The organism is Streptomyces sp. NPDC003393 (genome assembly GCF_053589015.1).
The window spans coordinates 20,534-38,040 of the sequence record NZ_JBSFRB010000038.1 but is presented as its reverse complement, the minus strand read 5'-3'; the positions used below and the strand labels follow the sequence as shown (position 1 = coordinate 38,040).

Annotated in this window: 17 protein-coding genes and 1 tRNA gene; 9 read left to right on the top strand and 9 right to left on the bottom strand. The window is 74.3% G+C overall.

Going from position 1 to position 17,507, the window contains the following annotated elements; translation table 11 throughout:
* The first annotated feature begins 752 nt into the window (after positions 1-752).
* Positions 753-1,538 carry a class I SAM-dependent methyltransferase gene (locus tag ACWDUZ_RS29390; protein WP_451634822.1) on the top strand — a complete coding sequence of 262 codons (786 nt, stop codon included), beginning with the start codon at positions 753-755 and terminating at the stop codon, positions 1,536-1,538.
* Positions 1,539-1,645: 107 nt separating this feature from the next.
* Here the strand turns inward: ACWDUZ_RS29390 and ACWDUZ_RS29385 are convergent, their stop codons facing one another.
* Positions 1,646-2,389 (bottom strand): AraC family transcriptional regulator, encoded by a 744-nt coding sequence (locus ACWDUZ_RS29385; protein ID WP_451634821.1) that lies wholly within the window; start codon positions 2,387-2,389, stop codon positions 1,646-1,648.
* Between the two features lie 54 nt (positions 2,390-2,443).
* Here ACWDUZ_RS29385 and ACWDUZ_RS29380 point away from each other — a divergent pair, with 54 nt between their 5' ends.
* The 3 genes from ACWDUZ_RS29380 to ACWDUZ_RS29370 all read left to right on the top strand — a co-directional run bounded on the left by ACWDUZ_RS29380 (position 2,444) and on the right by ACWDUZ_RS29370 (position 5,615).
* Positions 2,444-3,619 (top strand): MFS transporter, encoded by a 1,176-nt coding sequence (locus tag ACWDUZ_RS29380; protein ID WP_451634820.1) that lies wholly within the window; start codon positions 2,444-2,446, stop codon positions 3,617-3,619.
* 174 nt (positions 3,620-3,793) lie between these two features.
* Positions 3,794-5,050, top strand: a complete 1,257-nt coding sequence (locus tag ACWDUZ_RS29375; RefSeq protein WP_451634819.1) for an ATP-binding protein — start codon at positions 3,794-3,796, stop codon at positions 5,048-5,050.
* 106 nt (positions 5,051-5,156) lie between these two features.
* The gene (locus ACWDUZ_RS29370) at positions 5,157-5,615 is read left to right on the top strand and encodes an RpiB/LacA/LacB family sugar-phosphate isomerase (RefSeq protein WP_451634818.1); all 459 of its coding nucleotides are present in this window, start codon (positions 5,157-5,159) and stop codon (positions 5,613-5,615) included.
* 34 nt (positions 5,616-5,649) lie between these two features.
* On the opposite strand, the gene ACWDUZ_RS29365 is transcribed toward ACWDUZ_RS29370, so the two are convergent.
* A complete protein-coding gene (locus tag ACWDUZ_RS29365; protein WP_451634817.1) occupies positions 5,650-6,921 on the bottom strand; it encodes an MGDG synthase family glycosyltransferase in 1,272 nt (423 codons plus the stop codon).
* 168 nt (positions 6,922-7,089) lie between these two features.
* Between ACWDUZ_RS29365 and ACWDUZ_RS29360 the strand changes: the two genes are divergently transcribed.
* The 4 genes from ACWDUZ_RS29360 to ACWDUZ_RS29345 all read left to right on the top strand — a co-directional run bounded on the left by ACWDUZ_RS29360 (position 7,090) and on the right by ACWDUZ_RS29345 (position 10,890).
* Positions 7,090-7,938 carry an SDR family NAD(P)-dependent oxidoreductase gene (locus tag ACWDUZ_RS29360; RefSeq protein WP_451634816.1) on the top strand — a complete coding sequence of 283 codons (849 nt, stop codon included), beginning with the start codon at positions 7,090-7,092 and terminating at the stop codon, positions 7,936-7,938.
* Positions 7,939-8,028: 90 nt separating this feature from the next.
* Complete coding sequence (locus tag ACWDUZ_RS29355; protein WP_451634815.1) at positions 8,029-8,976, top strand: DMT family transporter; 948 nt, start codon at positions 8,029-8,031, stop codon at positions 8,974-8,976.
* Positions 8,977-9,133: 157 nt separating this feature from the next.
* Positions 9,134-10,009 carry a polysaccharide deacetylase family protein gene (locus ACWDUZ_RS29350; RefSeq protein ID WP_451634814.1) on the top strand — a complete coding sequence of 292 codons (876 nt, stop codon included), beginning with the start codon at positions 9,134-9,136 and terminating at the stop codon, positions 10,007-10,009.
* 134 nt (positions 10,010-10,143) lie between these two features.
* Positions 10,144-10,890, top strand: coding sequence for a cobalt-precorrin-6A reductase (locus ACWDUZ_RS29345; protein ID WP_451634813.1), 747 nt, complete (start codon positions 10,144-10,146; stop codon positions 10,888-10,890).
* A gap of 28 nt (positions 10,891-10,918) precedes the next feature.
* Here the strand turns inward: ACWDUZ_RS29345 and cobF are convergent, their stop codons facing one another.
* On the bottom strand, positions 10,919-11,689 hold the full coding sequence (cobF, locus tag ACWDUZ_RS29340) for a precorrin-6A synthase (deacetylating) (RefSeq protein WP_451634812.1): 771 nt from the start codon (positions 11,687-11,689) through the stop codon (positions 10,919-10,921).
* 95 nt (positions 11,690-11,784) lie between these two features.
* Entirely contained in the window at positions 11,785-12,324 is a 540-nt protein-coding gene (locus ACWDUZ_RS29335) for a DUF309 domain-containing protein (protein WP_451634811.1), read from the bottom strand.
* Positions 12,325-12,424: 100 nt separating this feature from the next.
* Between ACWDUZ_RS29335 and ACWDUZ_RS29330 the strand changes: the two genes are divergently transcribed.
* A tRNA-Pro gene (locus ACWDUZ_RS29330) sits at positions 12,425-12,498 on the top strand.
* Between the two features lie 91 nt (positions 12,499-12,589).
* Here ACWDUZ_RS29330 and ACWDUZ_RS29325 read toward each other — a convergent pair.
* From ACWDUZ_RS29325 to ACWDUZ_RS29305, 5 genes are all read right to left on the bottom strand, one after another.
* On the bottom strand, positions 12,590-12,733 hold the full coding sequence (locus ACWDUZ_RS29325) for a SpoIIE family protein phosphatase (protein ID WP_451634810.1): 144 nt from the start codon (positions 12,731-12,733) through the stop codon (positions 12,590-12,592).
* Between the two features lie 118 nt (positions 12,734-12,851).
* Entirely contained in the window at positions 12,852-13,637 is a 786-nt protein-coding gene (locus ACWDUZ_RS29320; protein ID WP_451634809.1) for a GntR family transcriptional regulator, read from the bottom strand.
* 57 nt (positions 13,638-13,694) lie between these two features.
* The gene (gene iolD / locus ACWDUZ_RS29315; protein ID WP_451634808.1) at positions 13,695-15,566 is read right to left on the bottom strand and encodes a 3D-(3,5/4)-trihydroxycyclohexane-1,2-dione acylhydrolase (decyclizing); all 1,872 of its coding nucleotides are present in this window, start codon (positions 15,564-15,566) and stop codon (positions 13,695-13,697) included.
* Positions 15,566-16,471, bottom strand: coding sequence for a 5-deoxy-glucuronate isomerase (gene iolB / locus ACWDUZ_RS29310; protein WP_451634807.1), 906 nt, complete (start codon positions 16,469-16,471; stop codon positions 15,566-15,568). The genes iolD and iolB overlap by 1 nt, the downstream gene beginning before the upstream one ends.
* Positions 16,472-16,565: 94 nt before the next feature.
* A complete protein-coding gene (locus ACWDUZ_RS29305; RefSeq protein WP_451634806.1) occupies positions 16,566-17,444 on the bottom strand; it encodes a Cgl0159 family (beta/alpha)8-fold protein in 879 nt (292 codons plus the stop codon).
* Positions 17,445-17,507: the final 63 nt, after the last annotated feature.

Here is a 17,507-nt window from a genome sequence, read left to right as displayed (position 1 = left end):
TTCCGCCGAGCGGCGGCATGATGGCCGCCGTCCTGAACCGCTCGTCCCTGATGCTCGAACTCGAGCCCGAACTGCGCCGCCGGGCCGCCGCGCGGCAGTCGGACAAGGTCTTCGCCGAGGGCTTCGACGCGCTGCGACGCGGCGACCTGATCCCCGATGACACGGCCCTCGTCCGGTTGCTCCTCGGCCACTGGTCGACCGATGACGCACACGTGCACCGCACGCCGATCCCGGAACCGTACCGGGAGCTCTGCACGGCCTGGTTCCCCGGCGGCGGCACGCCGTCACTGCCGGCCCCTTACGCGCACCGCCTGGACCGGTACCAGTGCTGCGAAAGGCACCGTTTGCCCGTTGAGGAGCGGCGTCCGGTGCGTGCTCTGGGTGTGCCGGCCGGAAGCACTCGACTGGGACGTACTCGGGCTTTCGGCCGGTGCGGCGAGAGGGCGTGCAGGGCGTCGCGACGGGGCGAACGTTGCCTGGCGCAGCACTGGCTAGCACCGCGGCACAGCACCGTCGGCCCTGTGGCGCCCCTGGAGAACTCGTCGAAAAAGTCTCCCCGCCGCAGCCGGGAACGGCCCCGTCCCGGCCCTCGACGACCGGCTGGGCGCACGGGAAACCAAGATCCGGAGTGGGCTGCCCGCCGGTCGTCCCGGGGGTTCGCAGCAGCCCGTTCCAGCCGTCGCCACACACTGTCTGAGCTGGTCTTTTGTCCTGCTCATACCTACGATCGAGATCGCTGGAAAGGGGGCCGGATGGACCGGACCGTACGCACCGTCGAGGACGTTCTCGCGCTCTTGGACGGGCTCTTCACCTCTGATCCCGAGGCCGGCGGCTTGGCGACGGGCGACGGCAAGGACTTCTGGGACCGCTTCTATGCGGACCGGTCGAGGCCGGTGCCGTTCTTCGTGCCGAAGCCGGACGAGAACCTGGCCGCCTACCTCGACCAAGGCCTGATCGCCCCCGGCCGGGCCCTGGACCTGGGATGCGGCCCCGGCCGCAACGCCCTCCACCTCGCCGCCCGGGGCTTCGAGGTGGACGCCGTGGACCTCTCCCCGGTGGCCGTCGCCTGGGGCGAGGACCGGGCTCGCGAGGCCGGAGTCGACGTCCGTTTTCTCTGCGGTGACGCTTTCGCTCTCCCCGCCGCCGAGCTGAGCGGCCCGTACGACCTGGTCGTCGACTCGGGGTGCTTCCACCACCTGCCGCCGCACCGCCGCGTCAGCTACCTGGCCCTCCTCGACCGGGTCCTCGCTCCCGGCGGCCATCTCGCCCTCACCGCCTTCGCCGCGGGCGAGGGAGGAATGGGGTCGGAACTCACGGACGCCGACCTCTACCGTGCGGGAGAGCTGCGGGGTGGCCTCGCCTACGCTCCCGCATCGCTGCGCTGGATCTTCTCCGACCTGGAGGAGGTGGAGCTGCGCCGCATGCGGAAGGAGCCCGCCGAGTCGGAACTGTTCGGCGAGGCCTTCCTGTGGACCGCGTTGTTCCGCCGGGGCGCTGCCGCCCCGGACGACGTTCACCCGGTTCACGAGTCCGCGTAGGCACTCGCCCTGGCCGGCGGCCTCCTTGGGACGACGCGGCGGCGCATCGTGCCGCCGCGTCGTCCCGGTGCGGCATGGCCGAACCGCGCCGTCGGCAGGGTCCGTTGTCAGACCCCGGGCCGGGAGCCGGGGGTCTGGCCGAAGGTGCGGCGGAAGACGTCGATGAAGGTGCTGGCGGATGACCAGCCGCACCGGAGGGCGACGGTCGTGACGGGGGTGTGGTCGGCCAGGAGGATCAGGGCGTGATGGAGCCTGAGCTGGGTGCGCCACTGGGGGTAGGTGAGGCCGAGGTCGTCGTGGAGGCGGCGGGAGAGGGTGCGGGCGCTGGCGCCGACCTGGCGGCCGAGTGCGTCGAGGGAGCGGTTGTCCGCCGGGTCGGCGCGCAGGATGTCGTGCAGTTCCCGCAGCAGCGGGTCGGTGGGGGTCGGCAGGTGCAGCGGTTGCTCGGGGGAGGCCTCGAGCCGGTCGAGCAGGACGGCGCGCAGGCGCAGACGGGGCGGGCTGTCGTCCTCGGGGGTGCGTGTGTACTCGATGAGGAGTTCGCGCAGCAGGGGGTCGACGGCGAGGACGGCCGGCTTGTCGAGGCCGAGGGGATTGTCGGTGGCGGACAGGCCGACGAGGTGGAGGTCGACGTCGCCGTGAGCCTGGTGGTGGTGGACGGTGCTTGCGGGGATCCAGATCGCGCGGGTGGCGGGGGCGACCCAGGAGCCGGCGTCGGTGGTGACGGCGATGGTGCCCCGGCCGGCGTAGGCGATCTGGTGGTCGTCATGGCGGTGGGCTTCGATCTCGCCGCCGGACGACAGGCGCCGGGTCCGGGTCGGCGCGACAGGCGTGTGGCGGACTTTCTGCATGACCTGGCAATCTATCGAAAGCGGGACACAGGCTGCTCCTCCCAGCATGAACGCATGCGCAGCAACACGTCGATCTCGCTGCTGGCCACGGGGCATGCCTGCGTCGACATCTACCAGGGTGCCGTCGCGGCGCTGGTCCCGTTCTTCGTGGCGGAGCGCGACTACAGCTATGCCGTGGTCTCCGGCATCGTGCTGGCCGCGTCCCTGCTGTCGTCGGTCACCCAGCCGGTGTTCGGCGTGCTCACCGACCGCTGGGCGATGCCGTGGCTGCTGCCGGCCGGCACCTTGCTGGGCGGTGTGGGCATCGCGCTGAGCGGCCTGAGCGGCTCCTACGGGCTCACCCTCGTCTTCGTCGCCGCCTCCGGGACCGGTGTCGCCGCCTACCACCCCCAGTCCGCGCGCGTGGTCCGGCTGGCCGGCCGGGGCAGCCACCGTGCGATGAGCTGGTTCGCCCTGGGAGGCAACATCGGCTTCGCGCTCGCCCCGATCATGGTGTCGCTCGTGGTCGGACACGGCTCACTGCGCTGGACCCCGGTGCTGGTCCTGCCCGCGCTCGTCGGCGTCGCCCTGTGCGTGCCGCTGCTCCGGACACTCGACCGACGTCAGGCCGGTACGTCCCCGAGGTCCGCGGACGCACGCGCCGACGACCTGGCATCGTTCGTGAAGCTGTCGTTGGCGGTGGTCTGCCGTTCCATCGTCTTCACCGGCTTGAGCACCTTCATCTCCCTCTACGCCCGGCAGCGCACGCACGGCGGCGCCACCGCGGGGAGCATCGCCCTGTTCCTGCTCTTCCTGGGAGGCGCCGTCGGCTCGGTGCTGGGCGGCTTTCTGGCCGATCGCTTCGGCCGGGTCCGTGTCTGCCGCACGTCCTACCTGGTCTCGATCGCCGCCGTCGCCGGGGTGATCTGCACGCCCGGTCCGGCCATGTTCCTCTTCGTGGCGCTCACCTCCGCCGGCCTGTACGTCCCCTTCGCTCTGCAGGTCACGCTCGGCCAGGACTATCTGCCCTCCCGCATCGGCACCGCGGGCGGTGTCACCCTCGGCCTCACCGTCAGCATCGGCGGCCTGGTCAGCCCCCTGCTGGGACGCGTGGCCGACTTCGCCTCCCTGCAGACGGCCCTGACGCCCCTGATCGCCATGCCCGCCCTGAGCTGGCTGCTCTTCCGTGCCCTGCCCGAACCCGTCGTCCTCGGGCCCCCGCCCGTCGCACCGGCGCGACAGGACGCCTAGCCTGCATGCACCGGCGCGGCAGGAGGCCTGGCCTGCACGGACCGGCCCGACAGGAGGCCTGGCCTGCACGGACCGGCCCGACAGGAGGCCTGGCCCGCACGGACCGGCCCGACAGGACGCCTGGCCCGCACGGACGGCCTTCGACCGGTCGTGGGTCGGGGGCACACTGGCTGTATGGCCAGCCCCGCCCCCGGAGGAGCTCCGGAATGCCGGCTCCCGCCGCGGCCACAGAGCGTGTCCGTGGCCCGGCGGTTCGTGCGCGATGTCCTGGAAGAGAGCCCACCGGATGTGGTGGACACGGCGCAGCTGCTGGTCAGCGAGCTGGTGACCAACGCGGTGGTCCATGCGAACACCGAGGTGGAGGTCCGGGCCTGGGCCACCGACGGCAGGGCGCACGTCCAGGTCAGTGACCGCAAACCCGCGCACGGCCTGGTGTCCCAGCGGTTCAGCAGCTATGCCAGCACGGGACGTGGCCTGGGGATGGTCGAGCAGCTCGCCTCCAACCACGGCGTACACATCGGCCGGGACCACAAGACGGTGTGGTTCGAGCTGTGGACCGGCACCGCTCAGCCGCCGACGCCGGGCTGGGACACCTCGTTCACGTCCCGCGGGCCGAACGTCACCGTGACACTGATCGACCTGCCGGGCGCGCTCCACAAGGCTGCCCAGCAGCACCGCGAGGCGCTCCTGCGTGAATCACTGCTCACCGCCCTGTCCGACGACCGGCCCACCTCCCTGCGGGACGACCTCCGCACCGCGCACGAGTGCAACCACATGGTCAAGGCGGCCCTGGCCGCCGCACCGGAACAACTGGCCGCCCACGGCGACCTGCGCACCCTGCGCGTACCGATCCCCGCCGACGCCGGCCCGTCCCTGCGCACCCTGGACCGCATGCTCGATCACGCCCAGGAGGAGGCCTGCGCGGGACGGCTGCTCACCCGGCCGGCCCTGCCCCAGACCCGTGCGGCCAACCACTGGATCCTCGACCAGTTCATCAGCCAGCTGGCAGGCCGACCCCCCACTGCCTGGACCTCGACCGTCCTCGAGCCCTGTGCGGTCCCGCCGAAACCGACACCATGGGACCCCAGCAGACTCCATGCCGGCCGCACCCCCACCGTCGCCGCCGACGACGCGGACCGGATCATCGCCGTGAACGCGCCGGCGGCCGACCTGCTCGGCTGGCCGGCGGACGAACTGGTCGGACAGCGCATCACCGTACTCATCCCCGAACACCTGCGTGAACGCCACATCGCCGCCTTCACGTCCCTGCTGCTCACCGGAGAGCCGCGCATCCTCGGCCGCCCGGTGACCATGACCGCGCTGCACCGCGACGGCAGGCTGATCCCCATCACTCTGCTCATCCAGACGCAGGAGGCGAGAGACGGCCGCAGCGTGTTCGTGGCCCGCCTCGACCCCGCCCGAGACCGATGATGACCGGCTTGTCCCCGGTCGACCCGGCGTGAGCCGACGCAGACGATGTCACGATCGACGCCGTGGAGCCGTTCGGGCTCCCCGACACGAGAGGACATGTCCGCGGATGAAGATCTCCGTCTCCTCCGACATGGACGAGCCCGTGGCCCGCGCCCTGGTCGCGAAGCTGCGTGAACGTGGGCACGAGGTCGTCACCCATGGCGCTCTGCGTCCCGGCGACGATCCGCAGTGGGCGGCGTGCTCACAGGCCGCGGCCCGGGACGTCGCCGAGGGCCGCTCCGACCAGGCGGTCGTGTGCTGCTGGACGGGTACGGGCGCGTCCATCGCCGCCAACAAGGTGCCCGGCGTACGGGCGGCCCTGTGCACCGACGCCTACACGGCGGACGGAGCGCGCCGCTGGAACGACGCCAACGTGCTCGCGCTGGGCCTGCGGCTGACCTCCGAACCCCTGCTCGCCGAGATCCTCGACGCCTGGTTCGCGGCGGCGCCCAGCCAGGACGACGAGGACCGCGAGAACGTCGCCCGTGTGCGGCGGATGGACTCCGGCAGGACGGTCCGGCCGTGACCGAGGACGTGCGGCGTCCACGTGACCTTCATGGCTACGGCCGGCGCGTCGGGCCGGGGTCCGGGGACGCCGACGCGCGCACGACCCACGACAGCGCGTCGCCCCGGAACAGCGCGCGCCCGGCCGCGATCCGCCGTTCGCGTTCCGGTCCCCGCGCCGTGAGCCGGGTCAGGGACAGCAGCAGGCCGGCCTCGTCCGGGGCGTGGTCGGACACCCCGAGGGCCGCCATACGGCGGACACCCTCCGCGCCGTGCCCGGGCAGCGGCCGGTATCCGACGACCGGGAGTCCGGCCGCGAGCGCCTGGGCGGCGGTCTGCCCGGCCGCGTTGTCCACCAGGGCCGCACACGCGTGCAGCAGCTCCGGCATGTCGCTCACCCAGCCAGGGGTGAGGACGCCCGGCACACCGGACAGCTCGCGCCGCAGCCGCTCGTTGCGGCCGCACAGCACCACGGGCTGGAAGCCGTGCGCGGCGAGCAGCCGCGCCGTGCCGGCCAGCTCCGTCCCGGCGCCCCAGGCGCCCGCGGAGACCAGCACGGCGGGCCGGGCCGGCCCGTGCCGTTCGAACCGGCGTCGCCACCCGGCCGACCCCGGCCCCCCGGTGAAGAAACCGGGAGCCACCACCGGCCCCGTCGCCTCGGCCGGCCGGTCCAGGGCGCGGCGGACCACGTCGGCGGCCTCCCGTGTCACACACAGGTGCAGGTCGTTGCCCGGATGCAGCCACTGCCGGTGCACGGCGAAGTCGACCACGACCACCGCGCTGGGTACGCGCAGCACACCCCGGGCCCTGAGATGGCCGGTGAGCTGCGCCGCCAGATGGAAGACGGGCACGACGACGTCGGCGCGCGTCTCACGGACCAGGCCCATCAGGCGGTCGCTCGCGAGCCGCGCCAGCGGAGTGCCGCTGGGCCGGGGCCGGGGGCCGGGGCGCAGGAAGACGTCGTAGATACCGGCGTAGACCCAGGGGCAGTGCCGCACGGCGCCCTGGTAGAAGCGGCGCAGCGCGGCCCCGAGGCCGTACGGCAGCAGCGCGAGCACGTCCACGACGTGCGCCTCCCGGCCGGTGGCGCGGGCCCGGCGCACCAGCTCGGCGGCCACCGTGTCGTGACCCGAGCCCATGCTCGCGCTGACCACGAGCAGACGTTCGGCCCCGGGCGGACCGGCCGCGGCGAGGGGTACGGGCGGATCGTCCGGGGCAGCGCGTACGGGCGCGTGCTCGGACTCCGGGCCGGGCCGGGCGGGAGGGTGCCCGCTCTGCGGGCCCCGGGCGGCGGGCAGCGGTGGCGGCACGGGCGTTTCGGACGACACTGATAGTGAGTAACCCTCACCCACCGCAGTCAAACGAACAGGCACACTCCCGCCCGTCCCACGTTTCGGGCCCGGCCTCCGGGATACTTCAGCCCGGCAGGACAAGGCCGGACCGCCGGGGCCGCACCGGCGGCCCGCGGTATCCGTCGACCCTCGAGGTGCGCCCCGATGTCCCACGCCCCTTCCCGCCCTCGGTCCGGCTCCGGGATCCCCTTGGAGGCACCGGCGACGCCCACCGCCGCGAGCCGGCGCGCCGCCGACGGCGCGCTGCCGGGCGGCGGCGCGCTGGTGACCGGCGCCTCATCCGGGATCGGGGCCGCCGTGGCCCGGCGGCTCGCCGCCGAGGGCGGCTGGCGGCTGGTGCTGAACGGGCGCGACCGGGCGCGGCTGGAAGAGGTCGCCCGGGGTACCTCGGCCGTCGTCTACCCGGCGGACCTGTGCGGCCCCGGCGCCGAACGGCGGCTCGCCGAGTTCGCCCTGGACCACGTCGGGCAGGTCGACCTGCTGGTGGCCGGCGCGGGCATCGGATGGGCCGGGCCGTTCAGCACCATGCCGCAACCCGCCATCGACGAGGTGTTCGATGTCAACGTGCTGGCCACCCTGCACCTGATCCGGCTGCTCCTGCCGCACATGGTCGGGCAGGGCACGGGCCGGGTGGTCATCATCGGCTCCCTGGCCGGCACGGTCGGCGTGCGGGACGAGGCCGTCTACTCCGCCGCCAAGGCCGCGCTGGCCGCGTTCGCCGACGCCGTGCGCTACGAACTGCGCGGCACCGGCGTCGGCATCAGCCACGTGGTGCCCGGCGTGGTGGACACCCCGTTCTTCGACCGGCGCGGGGTGCCCTACCGGCGGGCGCGGCCCAGGCCCGTCCCGGCGAGCCGGGTCGCCGACGCGGTGTGGGAGGCGGTCTCGCGCGGCCGGGACGAGGTATACGTCCCCGGGTGGACGCGTCTGCCCGGCCGGGTCCGCGGCGCCGCACCTGCCCTGTACCGGCGCCTCGCCGCACGGTTCGGGTGAGGCGGCCGGGGAGAGCCGGGTCGAGGCGGGGAAGGGCCAGGAGGAGGCGGCGAGGGACCGCATGAGGCGGGAAGGCGGAGGTCGGGCCGGGTGAACGTCATCACCGTCGTCCTCGCGCTGCTCGCCGCCTGCGCCAACGCGGCGGCTTCGGTACTGATGAGACGCGCGGCCACGGAGACGCCACCGGACGGGGCGGCCGGGCGGGCGCGGGCCGGGCGGGCGCGGGACAGGCGGAGAGGACGACGACGGTTGTTCTGGACGGCCGGTGCCGGGCTGCTCGCCGCCTCCGGGGTGGTGCAGGCGGCGGCGCTGGCCGTGGCGAGTCTGTCACTGGTTCAGCCACTGCTGGCCACCGAACTGCTGTTCACGCTCGCGATCGGCAGCGTCGTCTTCCACCGTCGGCCGGACCGGACCACCTGGTTGTCGTTCCTGGCGCTGGCCGTCGGGCTCGCCCTCTTCCTCGGGGCCGCCGCCCCGTCCTCCGGACGGACCACCATGGAACCGGGCCGCCGGCTCCCGGTCGGAGCGGCGGTGGTGTGCCTGGTGCTCAGGCCGGCGGGCGCGTCCCGGCTCGTGCGCGGTGCCCCGCGGGCGGCCCTCCTCGGGCTGGCCTCGGCCGTGATGTTCGCACTGACGGCCGCCCTGCTGAAACAGGTGACGGGACAGCTCCCGAACGGACTGACCCACCTGGCGGGCGACTGGACGCCGTACGCCACCGCGGTCACCGGACTGGTCGCCTTCGGGCTCCTCCAGTGCGCCTTCCGGGCAGGCACCCTGGTCGCCTCCCAGCCCGCCCTCACCCTCGGCGACGCACTCACCAGCGTGGCGCTCGGCTGGGCGCTGTTCGGGGAACACATCGCCCTGGGCGTGCGGATGGTGCCCGAGGCGATCGGCATCGGCCTGCTCGCGGCGGGCACGGCCGGCCTGGCCCGCGCTCCGGCGGTGTCCGGCCAGTGGGACACCGAGCCGACGCCGTCCGGCCGCCGCGGCCACCATGGTCGCCGTGAGGGCAGCACCGTACGGGCGCAGAGCACGTGAGCACGGACGAAGGGCGGCGGATCCGGGAGAGGAGCGCGCGAGTACGGGCGGGGAGCACCCGCCTGCGGCCGGAGAGCGCGTGTGGAGACGGGCGGAGACGGGCGCGTGTGGAGACGGACGCGGGAGAGGAGACGGGCGCGTGAGGAGACGCGGACACATGGGAGTGCGAGCAGGCGTGGCACGAGAGCCGCACCGCACGGGTGGGCGCCTGGCGGTGGGAGTCCTCGCCCCGTCCGGCGCCGCAGTGGCCGTCGCGGGCGCCGTCGTCGCGGGCGCGCACATCGTGCCGGCCGCCACCTGGCTGCCCCGCTTCCGCGCCGTCTGCTTCCCGCGCCTGGCCGGCCTCGGCCGCCCCGACCACGTGGCGCTCACCTTCGACGACGGCCCCGACCCCGGCTCCACGCCGCACTTCCTGGACGCGCTCGACCGGCTCGGCGTCCGCGCCACCTTCTTCGTCCTCGGCGAGAGCGTCGTCCGTTTCCCGGAACTCACCCGGGACATCGCGGAGCGCGGCCACGAACTCGCCGTGCACGGATGGACCCACAGCCGCCCCTGGGTCCCGGTCCCCGGCCGGGACCTCCGGGAGACCGCACGCACGGTTCACGCGCTGCACGAGATCACCGGCCGCCGGCCGACGTGGTACCGGCCCCCCTACGGGATCCTGACCGGTGGCCGCTGGGCCGCCGCCCGGCGGCTCGGCCTGCGTCCCGTGCTGTGGACCGTCTGGGGGCGGGACTGGACGTCGGACGCGACGGCCGCCTCCGTCCGCGCCACCGTGCTCGCGGACCTGCACGGCGGCGGAACGATCCTCCTGCACGACTCCGATCACGCCTCGTCCCCCGGCTGCTGGCACGCGGCGCTCGGTGCTCTACCCGGCCTGGTCACCGGAGCCCGGGACGCGGGATGGCGGGTGGGCCCCCTCGGCGAGCACGGGATCGCGCAGGACGACCGGCCCGGCGCCCCGGGCGCCGAGGCCGCCCGAACCGGGGACCGCACCCCGGCCCCGGGCCGGCCGGCCCGCCACCCGATGTGACCGCGGCACCCGGCCCTCAGACGCCGTCCGAGCCGAGAGCGTCGCGGGTCCGCCGACGATGCACCAGGCCCACACCGTCCGGACCGCCCGCCCCGAGCCGGGCCCGCTCCAGCGCGCCACATAGTCTCGGTCCCATGTCTGTGCACGTCCTCGTCCTCGGCGGCACCACCGAGGCGCGCGAGGTGGCCGCGGCGCTGGTGGGGCGCCCCGGAGTTCGGGTGACCAGCTCGCTGGCGGGGCGCGTGAGCCGGCCGGGACCGCTGGACGGTGAGGTGCGCGTCGGCGGCTTCGGGGGCGCGGACGGTCTGGCGGCATGGCTGCGCGAGCACCGGGTGGACGCCCTCGTCGACGCCACCCACCCCTTCGCCGAGTCGATCACCCGCAACGCGGCACGGGCCGTCACCGCCACCGGCGTACCACTGGTGGTGCTGCGCCGCCCCGGCTGGCGGCCCGAGCCCGGGGACCGCTGGCATCCGGTCGCCTCCATGGCCGCCGCCGCGCGGCTGCTGCCGGGACTGGGCCGACGGGTGTTCCTGACCACGGGACGACTGGACCTGGCGGCCTTCGCCCACCTCGCCGACCTGCACTTCGTCGTACGGTGCGTGGAGCCGCCAGAGCCCCCGGCACCGCCCGACGTCCGGGTGGTGCTGGCCCGCGGGCCGTTCACCCTCGCCGACGAGACCGACCTGCTGCGGGCCCACCGCATCGACGTGCTGGTGACCAAGGACAGCGGGGGAGCGGCCACGGCCGCCAAACTCACGGCGGCACGGCAGCTCGGACTGCCGGTCGTCGTCGTACGGCGGCCGCCGCTCCCGGAGGGGGTGACGACGGTGCCGGACGTGCGAGCCGTCCTGGAGCGGCTGCCCCTGCCCGCACCCTGACCACCTGGCACAGGCTGCCCCCGGCGGCTTACTCCTTCGGTCTGCGCCGCAGCAGATAGGTGTCCATGATCCAGCCCTTGCGCTCGCGCGCCTCGTTCCGCAGTCGCTCGATGCGCGGGGCGGCCTCGGCGATCGGTCCGGAGGCGAGGAGCTCGTCCGGGGTTCCTATGTAGGCGCCCCAGTAGATGTCGATGTCCTGGTCGGCGTACTGCCGGAAGGTCTGGTGGGCGTCGAGCATGACCACCACGTCGTCCACGCCCTCCGGGAGCCCTTCGGCGAGCCGCCGGCCCGTGGTGATCTGCACCGGCCGGGCCACCCGGTTCAGCCCCGTCCGGTGCCGGGCCGCCAACGCCGAGACGCTGCTGATGCCCGGCACGACGTCGTACGCGAAGTCCACCGCGCCGCGCGCCAGCACCGCCTCCAGGATGCCCAGCGTGCTGTCGTACAGCGCGGGATCCCCCCACACCAGGAACGCGCCCCGCTGCTGTTCACCGAGTTCCCCGGCGATCAGGCGCTCGTAGATGTCCGCGCGGGCGCTGCGCCAGTCACCGACGGCGGGGGAGTAGCCGGCACCGCCCGCCGACCGGTCCCGCTCCGGATCCGGCACCTCCACCACGCGGTAGGTCCCCTGCGGAACATGTGCGTGCAGGATGTCCCGGCGCAGCCGCACGAGGTCCGACTTCACCTCGCCCTTGTCCAGGACGAAGAACACGTCCGTGTCGCGCAGCGCCCTGACCGCCTGCAACGTGAGCTGGTCGGGGTCGCCCGCGCCGATGCCGATGACATGAATCTTTCGCACGCCCCCGAGTCTGCCGTACGGCACTGACAACGCGTGCACCGGTGCCGCACCCAGCGCTACGACGCCCGGCGGCGGAGCGCCCCGGGCCCGCTCGCTCAGCCGCCGCCGCGCAGCCGGGGCGCGTTCCGTGCCGCGTCCACGACCCCCGCCGACCCGCTCTCCGCCGCCCTCTCCACGGCGTCGGCCAGCTCGCGTGCCCAGGCGGTGAGCCCGGTCGCGTCCATGCCGTGGGGTTCCGGCACGCCCGTGGCGGTCACCCACTCCTCCACCGCGCCCGCCCCGCGCCGCAGCAGCCGGGCCCCGCCCGTGGTGTTGCCGCGGGCCGCGTGCGTGAGCCCGACCGCCAGCTGGGCCAGTCCCCGCCACAGGGTGCGCTCGCCCTCGGGTCCCGACTTCCAGGCGTCCTCGAAGACCTCGTGCGCGTGGAACGGCTTGCCCTCGTCCAGCAGCGCCTGCGCCTCGTCGACCGTCTCCTCGGGCGTACGCACGACACCCTCCGGCTGCCGCGGTACGCCGCCCGCGCCGTAGGGCAGGGGCCGCCCCAGCCCGTCCCGCGGCCGGGCGTTGCGCGCCCGCCCCGTACTGTCCCGGTCTCGTGCGCCGGCCGCCCGGCCGGAGGAGGAGGTGTCGCTCATACGCCGATTCTCCCCGAACCCGCGCCCTCTTCGGCGCCGCCCCCGACGTGCGGTAAAGTGACGTTCGCGCGATCACACGGGGCACCGTGCGGCAGCGCGACGGGACGTGGCGCAGCTTGGTAGCGCACTTGACTGGGGGTCAAGGGGTCGCAGGTTCAAATCCTGTCGTCCCGACTCGCGAGAGTCGCATCTCGGGGTCGTTCCGGAGGTCATCCGGGACGGCCCTTTCGCATGTCGGAGAGCGGGCGGTCCGATCCGATGAAGATCAGTGCCGGCGCGTCCGGCAGCCGGTCCAGTTCCGCCCGGAACCCCGTGCGAGCACCCGGGCGTGCAGCATGTTGCGGGTGGCGGCCATGACGGCCGCCGCGTGAAGGCCGTGGCCGACGACGTCGCCGATGACGACCCCCACGACGTTGCCGGGCAGGGGATGGCGTCGTACCAGTCCCCGCCGAGCTGACCGGGCTCGGCGGCGGGCCGGTGGACGGGTCCGCAGCCCGGACGTCCCAGGGGTGATCACGGACCTGCGCTCAGGGCCGTACCAGCAGCCGGAAGTCGAAGGCGTAGCGGGAGGCCCGGTACACGTGGGTGCCGTACTCGACCGCCCGGCCGGTGTCGGCGTAGGCCGTACGGCGCATGGTGAGGAGGGCGGCGCCCTGCCGTTCGTCGAGGCGTTCGGCCTCCTCGGGGGTGGCCGTGCGGGCCCCGACGGTCTGGCGGGCGCTGTGCAGGGTGATGCCCGCCGCGCGCATCATGCGGTACAGGCCCGTCGACTCCAGCCGGGCAATGTCGAGTTCGAGCAGGCCCGGGGGCAGGAAGTTGCACAGGAACGCCAGCGGCCGGCCGTGCGTGAACCGCAGCCGCTCCAGCGCCGTGACCTCGGCGCCCTCGGCAAGGTTGAGGGCGGCCGCGACGTCGGCGGTGGCGGGGACCGGTTCGAGGCGCAGCACGCGCGTGGTGGGAGCCTGCCCGGCCGTCTCCAGGTCGTCGTAGAGGCTGCTGAGCTCCAGGGGGCGCTTGACCCGGCTGTGCACCACCTGGGTGCCCACTCCGCGCCGCCGGACCAGCAGGCCCTTGTCGACCAGGGACTGGATCGCCTGGCGGACCGTGGGGCGGGACAGGCCGAGCCGTGCCGACAGGTCGACCTCGTTGCCCAGGAGGTTCCCCGGGGGCAGCGCCCCCCGCTCGATCGCCGCCTCCAGCTGCTGGGCGAACTGGTGGTACAGCGGTACCGGACTGGACCGGTCCAGCACGAAGTCCAGGGCCTCGAGCGGGGAGACGGCGGCGGCACGGACGCGGTCACCGGTCGTCGCCACGCCGGCACCTCCTTCGGGTCGGGCAGGCGTCGGATCGGTCCGCGGCCCGTCGCCGCGTCACAGGTGGCGGCGGCGCCCCGCCGCCTCGCGGTCGTAGCGTGCGCGGGCCAGCACGGCGGGCTCGCGGCCGGACACCTCGGCCACCGGCACGTCCCACCAGGCCTCGGCCGGCGGCGCGGTCGGAGCCGGGTCCGTCTCGACGTACACGCAGGTCGGGCGGTCGGAGGCGCGGGCCGCACGCAGCGCCTCGCGCAGCTCGCCGACGGTCTTGGCGCGCAGCACGTCCATGCCGAGGCTGCCGGCGTTGGCGGCCAGGTCCACCGGGAGCGGGGCGCCGGTGAAGGAGCCGTCGGCGGCGCGGTGCCGGTAGGCGGTGCCGAAGCGTTCGGCGCCTACCGACTCCGACAGGCCGCCGATCGAGGCGTACCCGTGGTTCTGCACCAGGACCACGTTGACCGGCAGGCCCTCCTGGACCGCGGTGACGATCTCCGTCGGCATCATCAGATACGTGCCGTCCCCGACCAGCGCCCACACCGGGGTGTCCGGCGCGGCCTGCTGCACGCCGACGGCGGCGGGGATCTCGTAGCCCATGCAGGAGTAGCCGTACTCCAGGTGGTACTGGCGCGGGGAGCGGGCCCGCCACAGCTTGTGCAGGTCGCCGGGCATCGAACCGGCCGCATTGATCACCACGTCCTCGTCGCCGACGACCGCGTCCAGTGCGCCCAGCACCTGGGTCTGGGTCGGCACGGCGCTGTCGTCGTGCGCGCGGAGCGCATCCTCCACCACCCGCTCCCAGCGTTCCTTTTCCGCGCGGTACCCGGCCTCGTAGGCGGCGTCCACGCGGTGACCGGCCAGCGCCTCGGTGAGTGCGGTCAGGCCCGCGCGCGCGTCGCAGACGAGCGTGATGGCCGCCAGCTTGTGGGCGTCGAACGCGGTGATGTTGAGGTTGACGAAGCGGACGGCGGGGTTCTGGAAGAGGGTGCCGGAGGCGGTGGTGAAGTCGGTGTGCCGGGTGCCGACGCCGACGACCAGGTCGGCGGTGCGCGCGAGGTGGTCGGCCACCGCGGTGCCGGTGTGGCCGATGCCGCCGACGTCGGCCGGGTGGTCGTACCGCAGCGAGCCCTTGCCCGCCTGGGTGGAGGCGACGGGGATGCCGGTGGCGTCCGCCAGCGTCCTCAGCGCGTCCTCGGCCGCGCTGTGGTGGACGCCGCCGCCGGCGACGATCAACGGGCGGGACGCGGACCGGATCGCGTCCGCCGCGGCGGCGAGTTCGTCCGCGTCCGGTGCCGGGCGCCGTGCCCGCCACACCCGCTCGGCGAAGAACTCCTCGGGCCAGTCGTGCGCCTCGGCCTGCACGTCCTGCGGGAGCGCGAGCGTGACCGCGCCCGTCTCGGCGGGGTCGGTGAGGACCCGCACGGCGTTCAGCGCGGAGGCGATCAGGGCCTCCGGGCGGGTGATCCGGTCGAAGTAGCGGGAGACCGGGCGCAGCGTGTCGTTGACGGACACGTCGGCCTCGACGGGGTGCTCCAGCTGCTGGAGCAGCGGGTCGGCGGGGTGCGCGGCGAAGTAGTCGCCGGGCAGCAGCAGCACCGGCAGGCGGTTGATCGTGGCCAGTGCCGCGCCCGTGACGAGGTTGGTGGCGCCGGGACCGATGGACGTGGTGACCGCCTGTGTGGACAGCCGGCCCCGCTGGCGGGCGTACCCGACCGCCGCGTGCACCATCGCCTGCTCGTTGCGGCCCTGGTGGTACGGCATGAGGTGCGCGTGTTCGACGAGTGCCTGGCCGAGGCCCGCCACGTTGCCGTGACCGAAGATGCCCCAGGTGCCGGCGATCAGCCGCTGTCGTACGCCGTCCCGCTCGGTGTACTGCGCGGCGAGGAACCGCACCAGTGCCTGAGCGGTGGTCAGTCGGTGGGTGGCAGTGCTCATCAGGACCTCTCCGGTGCCGTGTAGAGGGGGAGGCGGGGGTCGACGGGCTGCTCGGGCCAGGTGGAGCGGATCCAGGCGTGGTCCGGGTGGTCGCGGATCAGCCAGGCGCGTTCGTCGTCGGGGCCCGCCATGACGTTGAGGTAGTACATGTGGTGGCCGGGCACCGCCATGGACGGCCCGTGCCAGCCGTCGGGGATCAGGACGACGTCCCCGTCGCGCACCTCGGCCAGCACGTCGGTGTCCCGGCCCGGACCGGACGGGGAGACCCGCTGGTAGCCGAGGCCGGGCGTGGCGCCGTGGGCCGCGAACTCGAAGTAGTAGATCTCCTCCAGGACCGACTCCTCGCCCGGTCGGTGCTCGTCGTGCTTGTGCGGCGGGAAGGAGGACCAGTTGCCGCCGGGGGTGATCACCTCCACGGCGATCAGCCGGTCGCAGTCGAAGACCCCGGCGGCCGCGAAGTTGTTCACCTGGCGGGAGCAGGCGTCGGTGCCGCGCAGCTCCACCGGCACGCCGGAGGCCGGTCCGTGGCGGGCGGGCAGCCGGCGGGTGCAGCGGGCGCCGGTCAGCGCGAACCGTCCGCCGGCGGCGGAGGTGACGGTCGCACGGGCGTCCCGCGGGACGTAGGCGAAGTCGCTGACGCCGCTGAACACGTCGTCACGGCCGGACAGTTCGAAGGTGTCGTGGCCGAGGTCGTCGGCGCAGGCGACCGTGCAGCCGCCGCTCAGCGGCAGCACGATCCACTCGCTCTCGCCGGTGTCGAAGGTGTGCGAGCCGCCGGGCGCGAGCTCCAGGACGCGCAGACCGGAGTATCCCCAGCCGGCGGATCCGGGCGTGACGTGGACGGCGTAGGGGCCGTCGGCGGCCTTGGGCGCGGGGAGGTGGTAGGGGCTGGTCGGGCTGGTCATGCGGTGCGTCGCCTCCTTGTCACGACGGGACCGGCGAGGGCGCGGTCACGACGGAGCCGGTCACGGCTCGCCACGCCTTCGCCGCGGGCTCCGGTCACAGCAGGCCCACCGCCGTGTCGACCGCGTCCTCGACACTGCCGTCGGCCGGGTACAGCAGGGAGCGGCCGACCACCATGCCCTGCACGGTGGGCAGCCGCAGGGCTTTGCGCCAGCGCTCGTAGGCGCCCTCCTGGTCGTCGCCGACCTCGCCACCGAGCAGTACGGCCGGCAGCGTGGAGGCCTGGAGGACCTCGGCCATGTCGTCCGGGTCCTCGGTGACCGGCAGCTTCAGCCAGGTGTAGGCGGAGGTGCCGCCCAGGCCCGAGGCGATGGCGATGGAGCGGGTGACGGCCTCGGCCGACAGGTCGTTGCGGAGCCTGCCGCCGACGCGGCGGGAGATGAACGGTTCGACGAAGACCGGAAGGCGCAGTTCGGCCATCTCGTCGATGACGCGGGCCGTGGCCGCCAGGGTGGCCAGTGAGCCGGGATCGTCGTAGTCGATGCGCAGCAGCAGCTTGCCCGCGTCGAAGCGGAGCCGCGCGATGTCGCGGGGGCGGTGGCCGGTGAAGCGGTCGTCCATCTCGAAGGACGCGCCCGCCAGGCCGCCGCGGTTCATGGAGCCCATGACCACCTTGCCGTCGAGCACCCCGAGGAGCAGCAGGTCCTCCAGTATGTCGGCGGTGGCGAGCACCCCGTCGACGCCGGGCCGGGACAGTGCCACGCACAGGCGCTGGAGCAGGTCGGCGCGGTTGGCCATGGCGAGCCGGCGGTCGCCCACGGCGAGCGCGCCGCGGGCCGGGTGGTCGGCGGCCACGATCATCAGCCGACCGTTGTCGCCGAACAGCGGTCGCCGCACCCGGCGGGCGGCGGCCTCCGCGATGGCCTCGGGGTGCCGGGCTCTGACCGCGGTGAGGTCGGGGATGCTCACGCTCAAGGGATGGCTCCGTTCAGGCAGTGGCTCGCGTGGGAGGCCGCCGGCGCGCGGTACGGGTGGCGT

Coding starts and splice junctions, on each gene's coding strand:
- ACWDUZ_RS29370 (WP_451634818.1), top strand. CDS start 5,157: ATGAAGATCTCCGTCTCCTCCGACATGGACGAGCCCGTGGCCCGCGCC.
- ACWDUZ_RS29390 (WP_451634822.1), top strand. CDS start 753: ATGGACCGGACCGTACGCACCGTCGAGGACGTTCTCGCGCTCTTGGAC.
- ACWDUZ_RS29350 (WP_451634814.1), top strand. CDS start 9,134: ATGGGAGTGCGAGCAGGCGTGGCACGAGAGCCGCACCGCACGGGTGGG.
- ACWDUZ_RS29385 (WP_451634821.1), bottom strand. CDS start 2,389: ATGCAGAAAGTCCGCCACACGCCTGTCGCGCCGACCCGGACCCGGCGC.
- ACWDUZ_RS29380 (WP_451634820.1), top strand. CDS start 2,444: ATGCGCAGCAACACGTCGATCTCGCTGCTGGCCACGGGGCATGCCTGC.
- iolB (WP_451634807.1), bottom strand. CDS start 16,471: ATGACCAGCCCGACCAGCCCCTACCACCTCCCCGCGCCCAAGGCCGCC.
- ACWDUZ_RS29375 (WP_451634819.1), top strand. CDS start 3,794: ATGGCCAGCCCCGCCCCCGGAGGAGCTCCGGAATGCCGGCTCCCGCCG.
- ACWDUZ_RS29345 (WP_451634813.1), top strand. CDS start 10,144: ATGTCTGTGCACGTCCTCGTCCTCGGCGGCACCACCGAGGCGCGCGAG.
- ACWDUZ_RS29360 (WP_451634816.1), top strand. CDS start 7,090: ATGTCCCACGCCCCTTCCCGCCCTCGGTCCGGCTCCGGGATCCCCTTG.
- ACWDUZ_RS29335 (WP_451634811.1), bottom strand. CDS start 12,324: ATGAGCGACACCTCCTCCTCCGGCCGGGCGGCCGGCGCACGAGACCGG.
- iolD (WP_451634808.1), bottom strand. CDS start 15,566: ATGAGCACTGCCACCCACCGACTGACCACCGCTCAGGCACTGGTGCGG.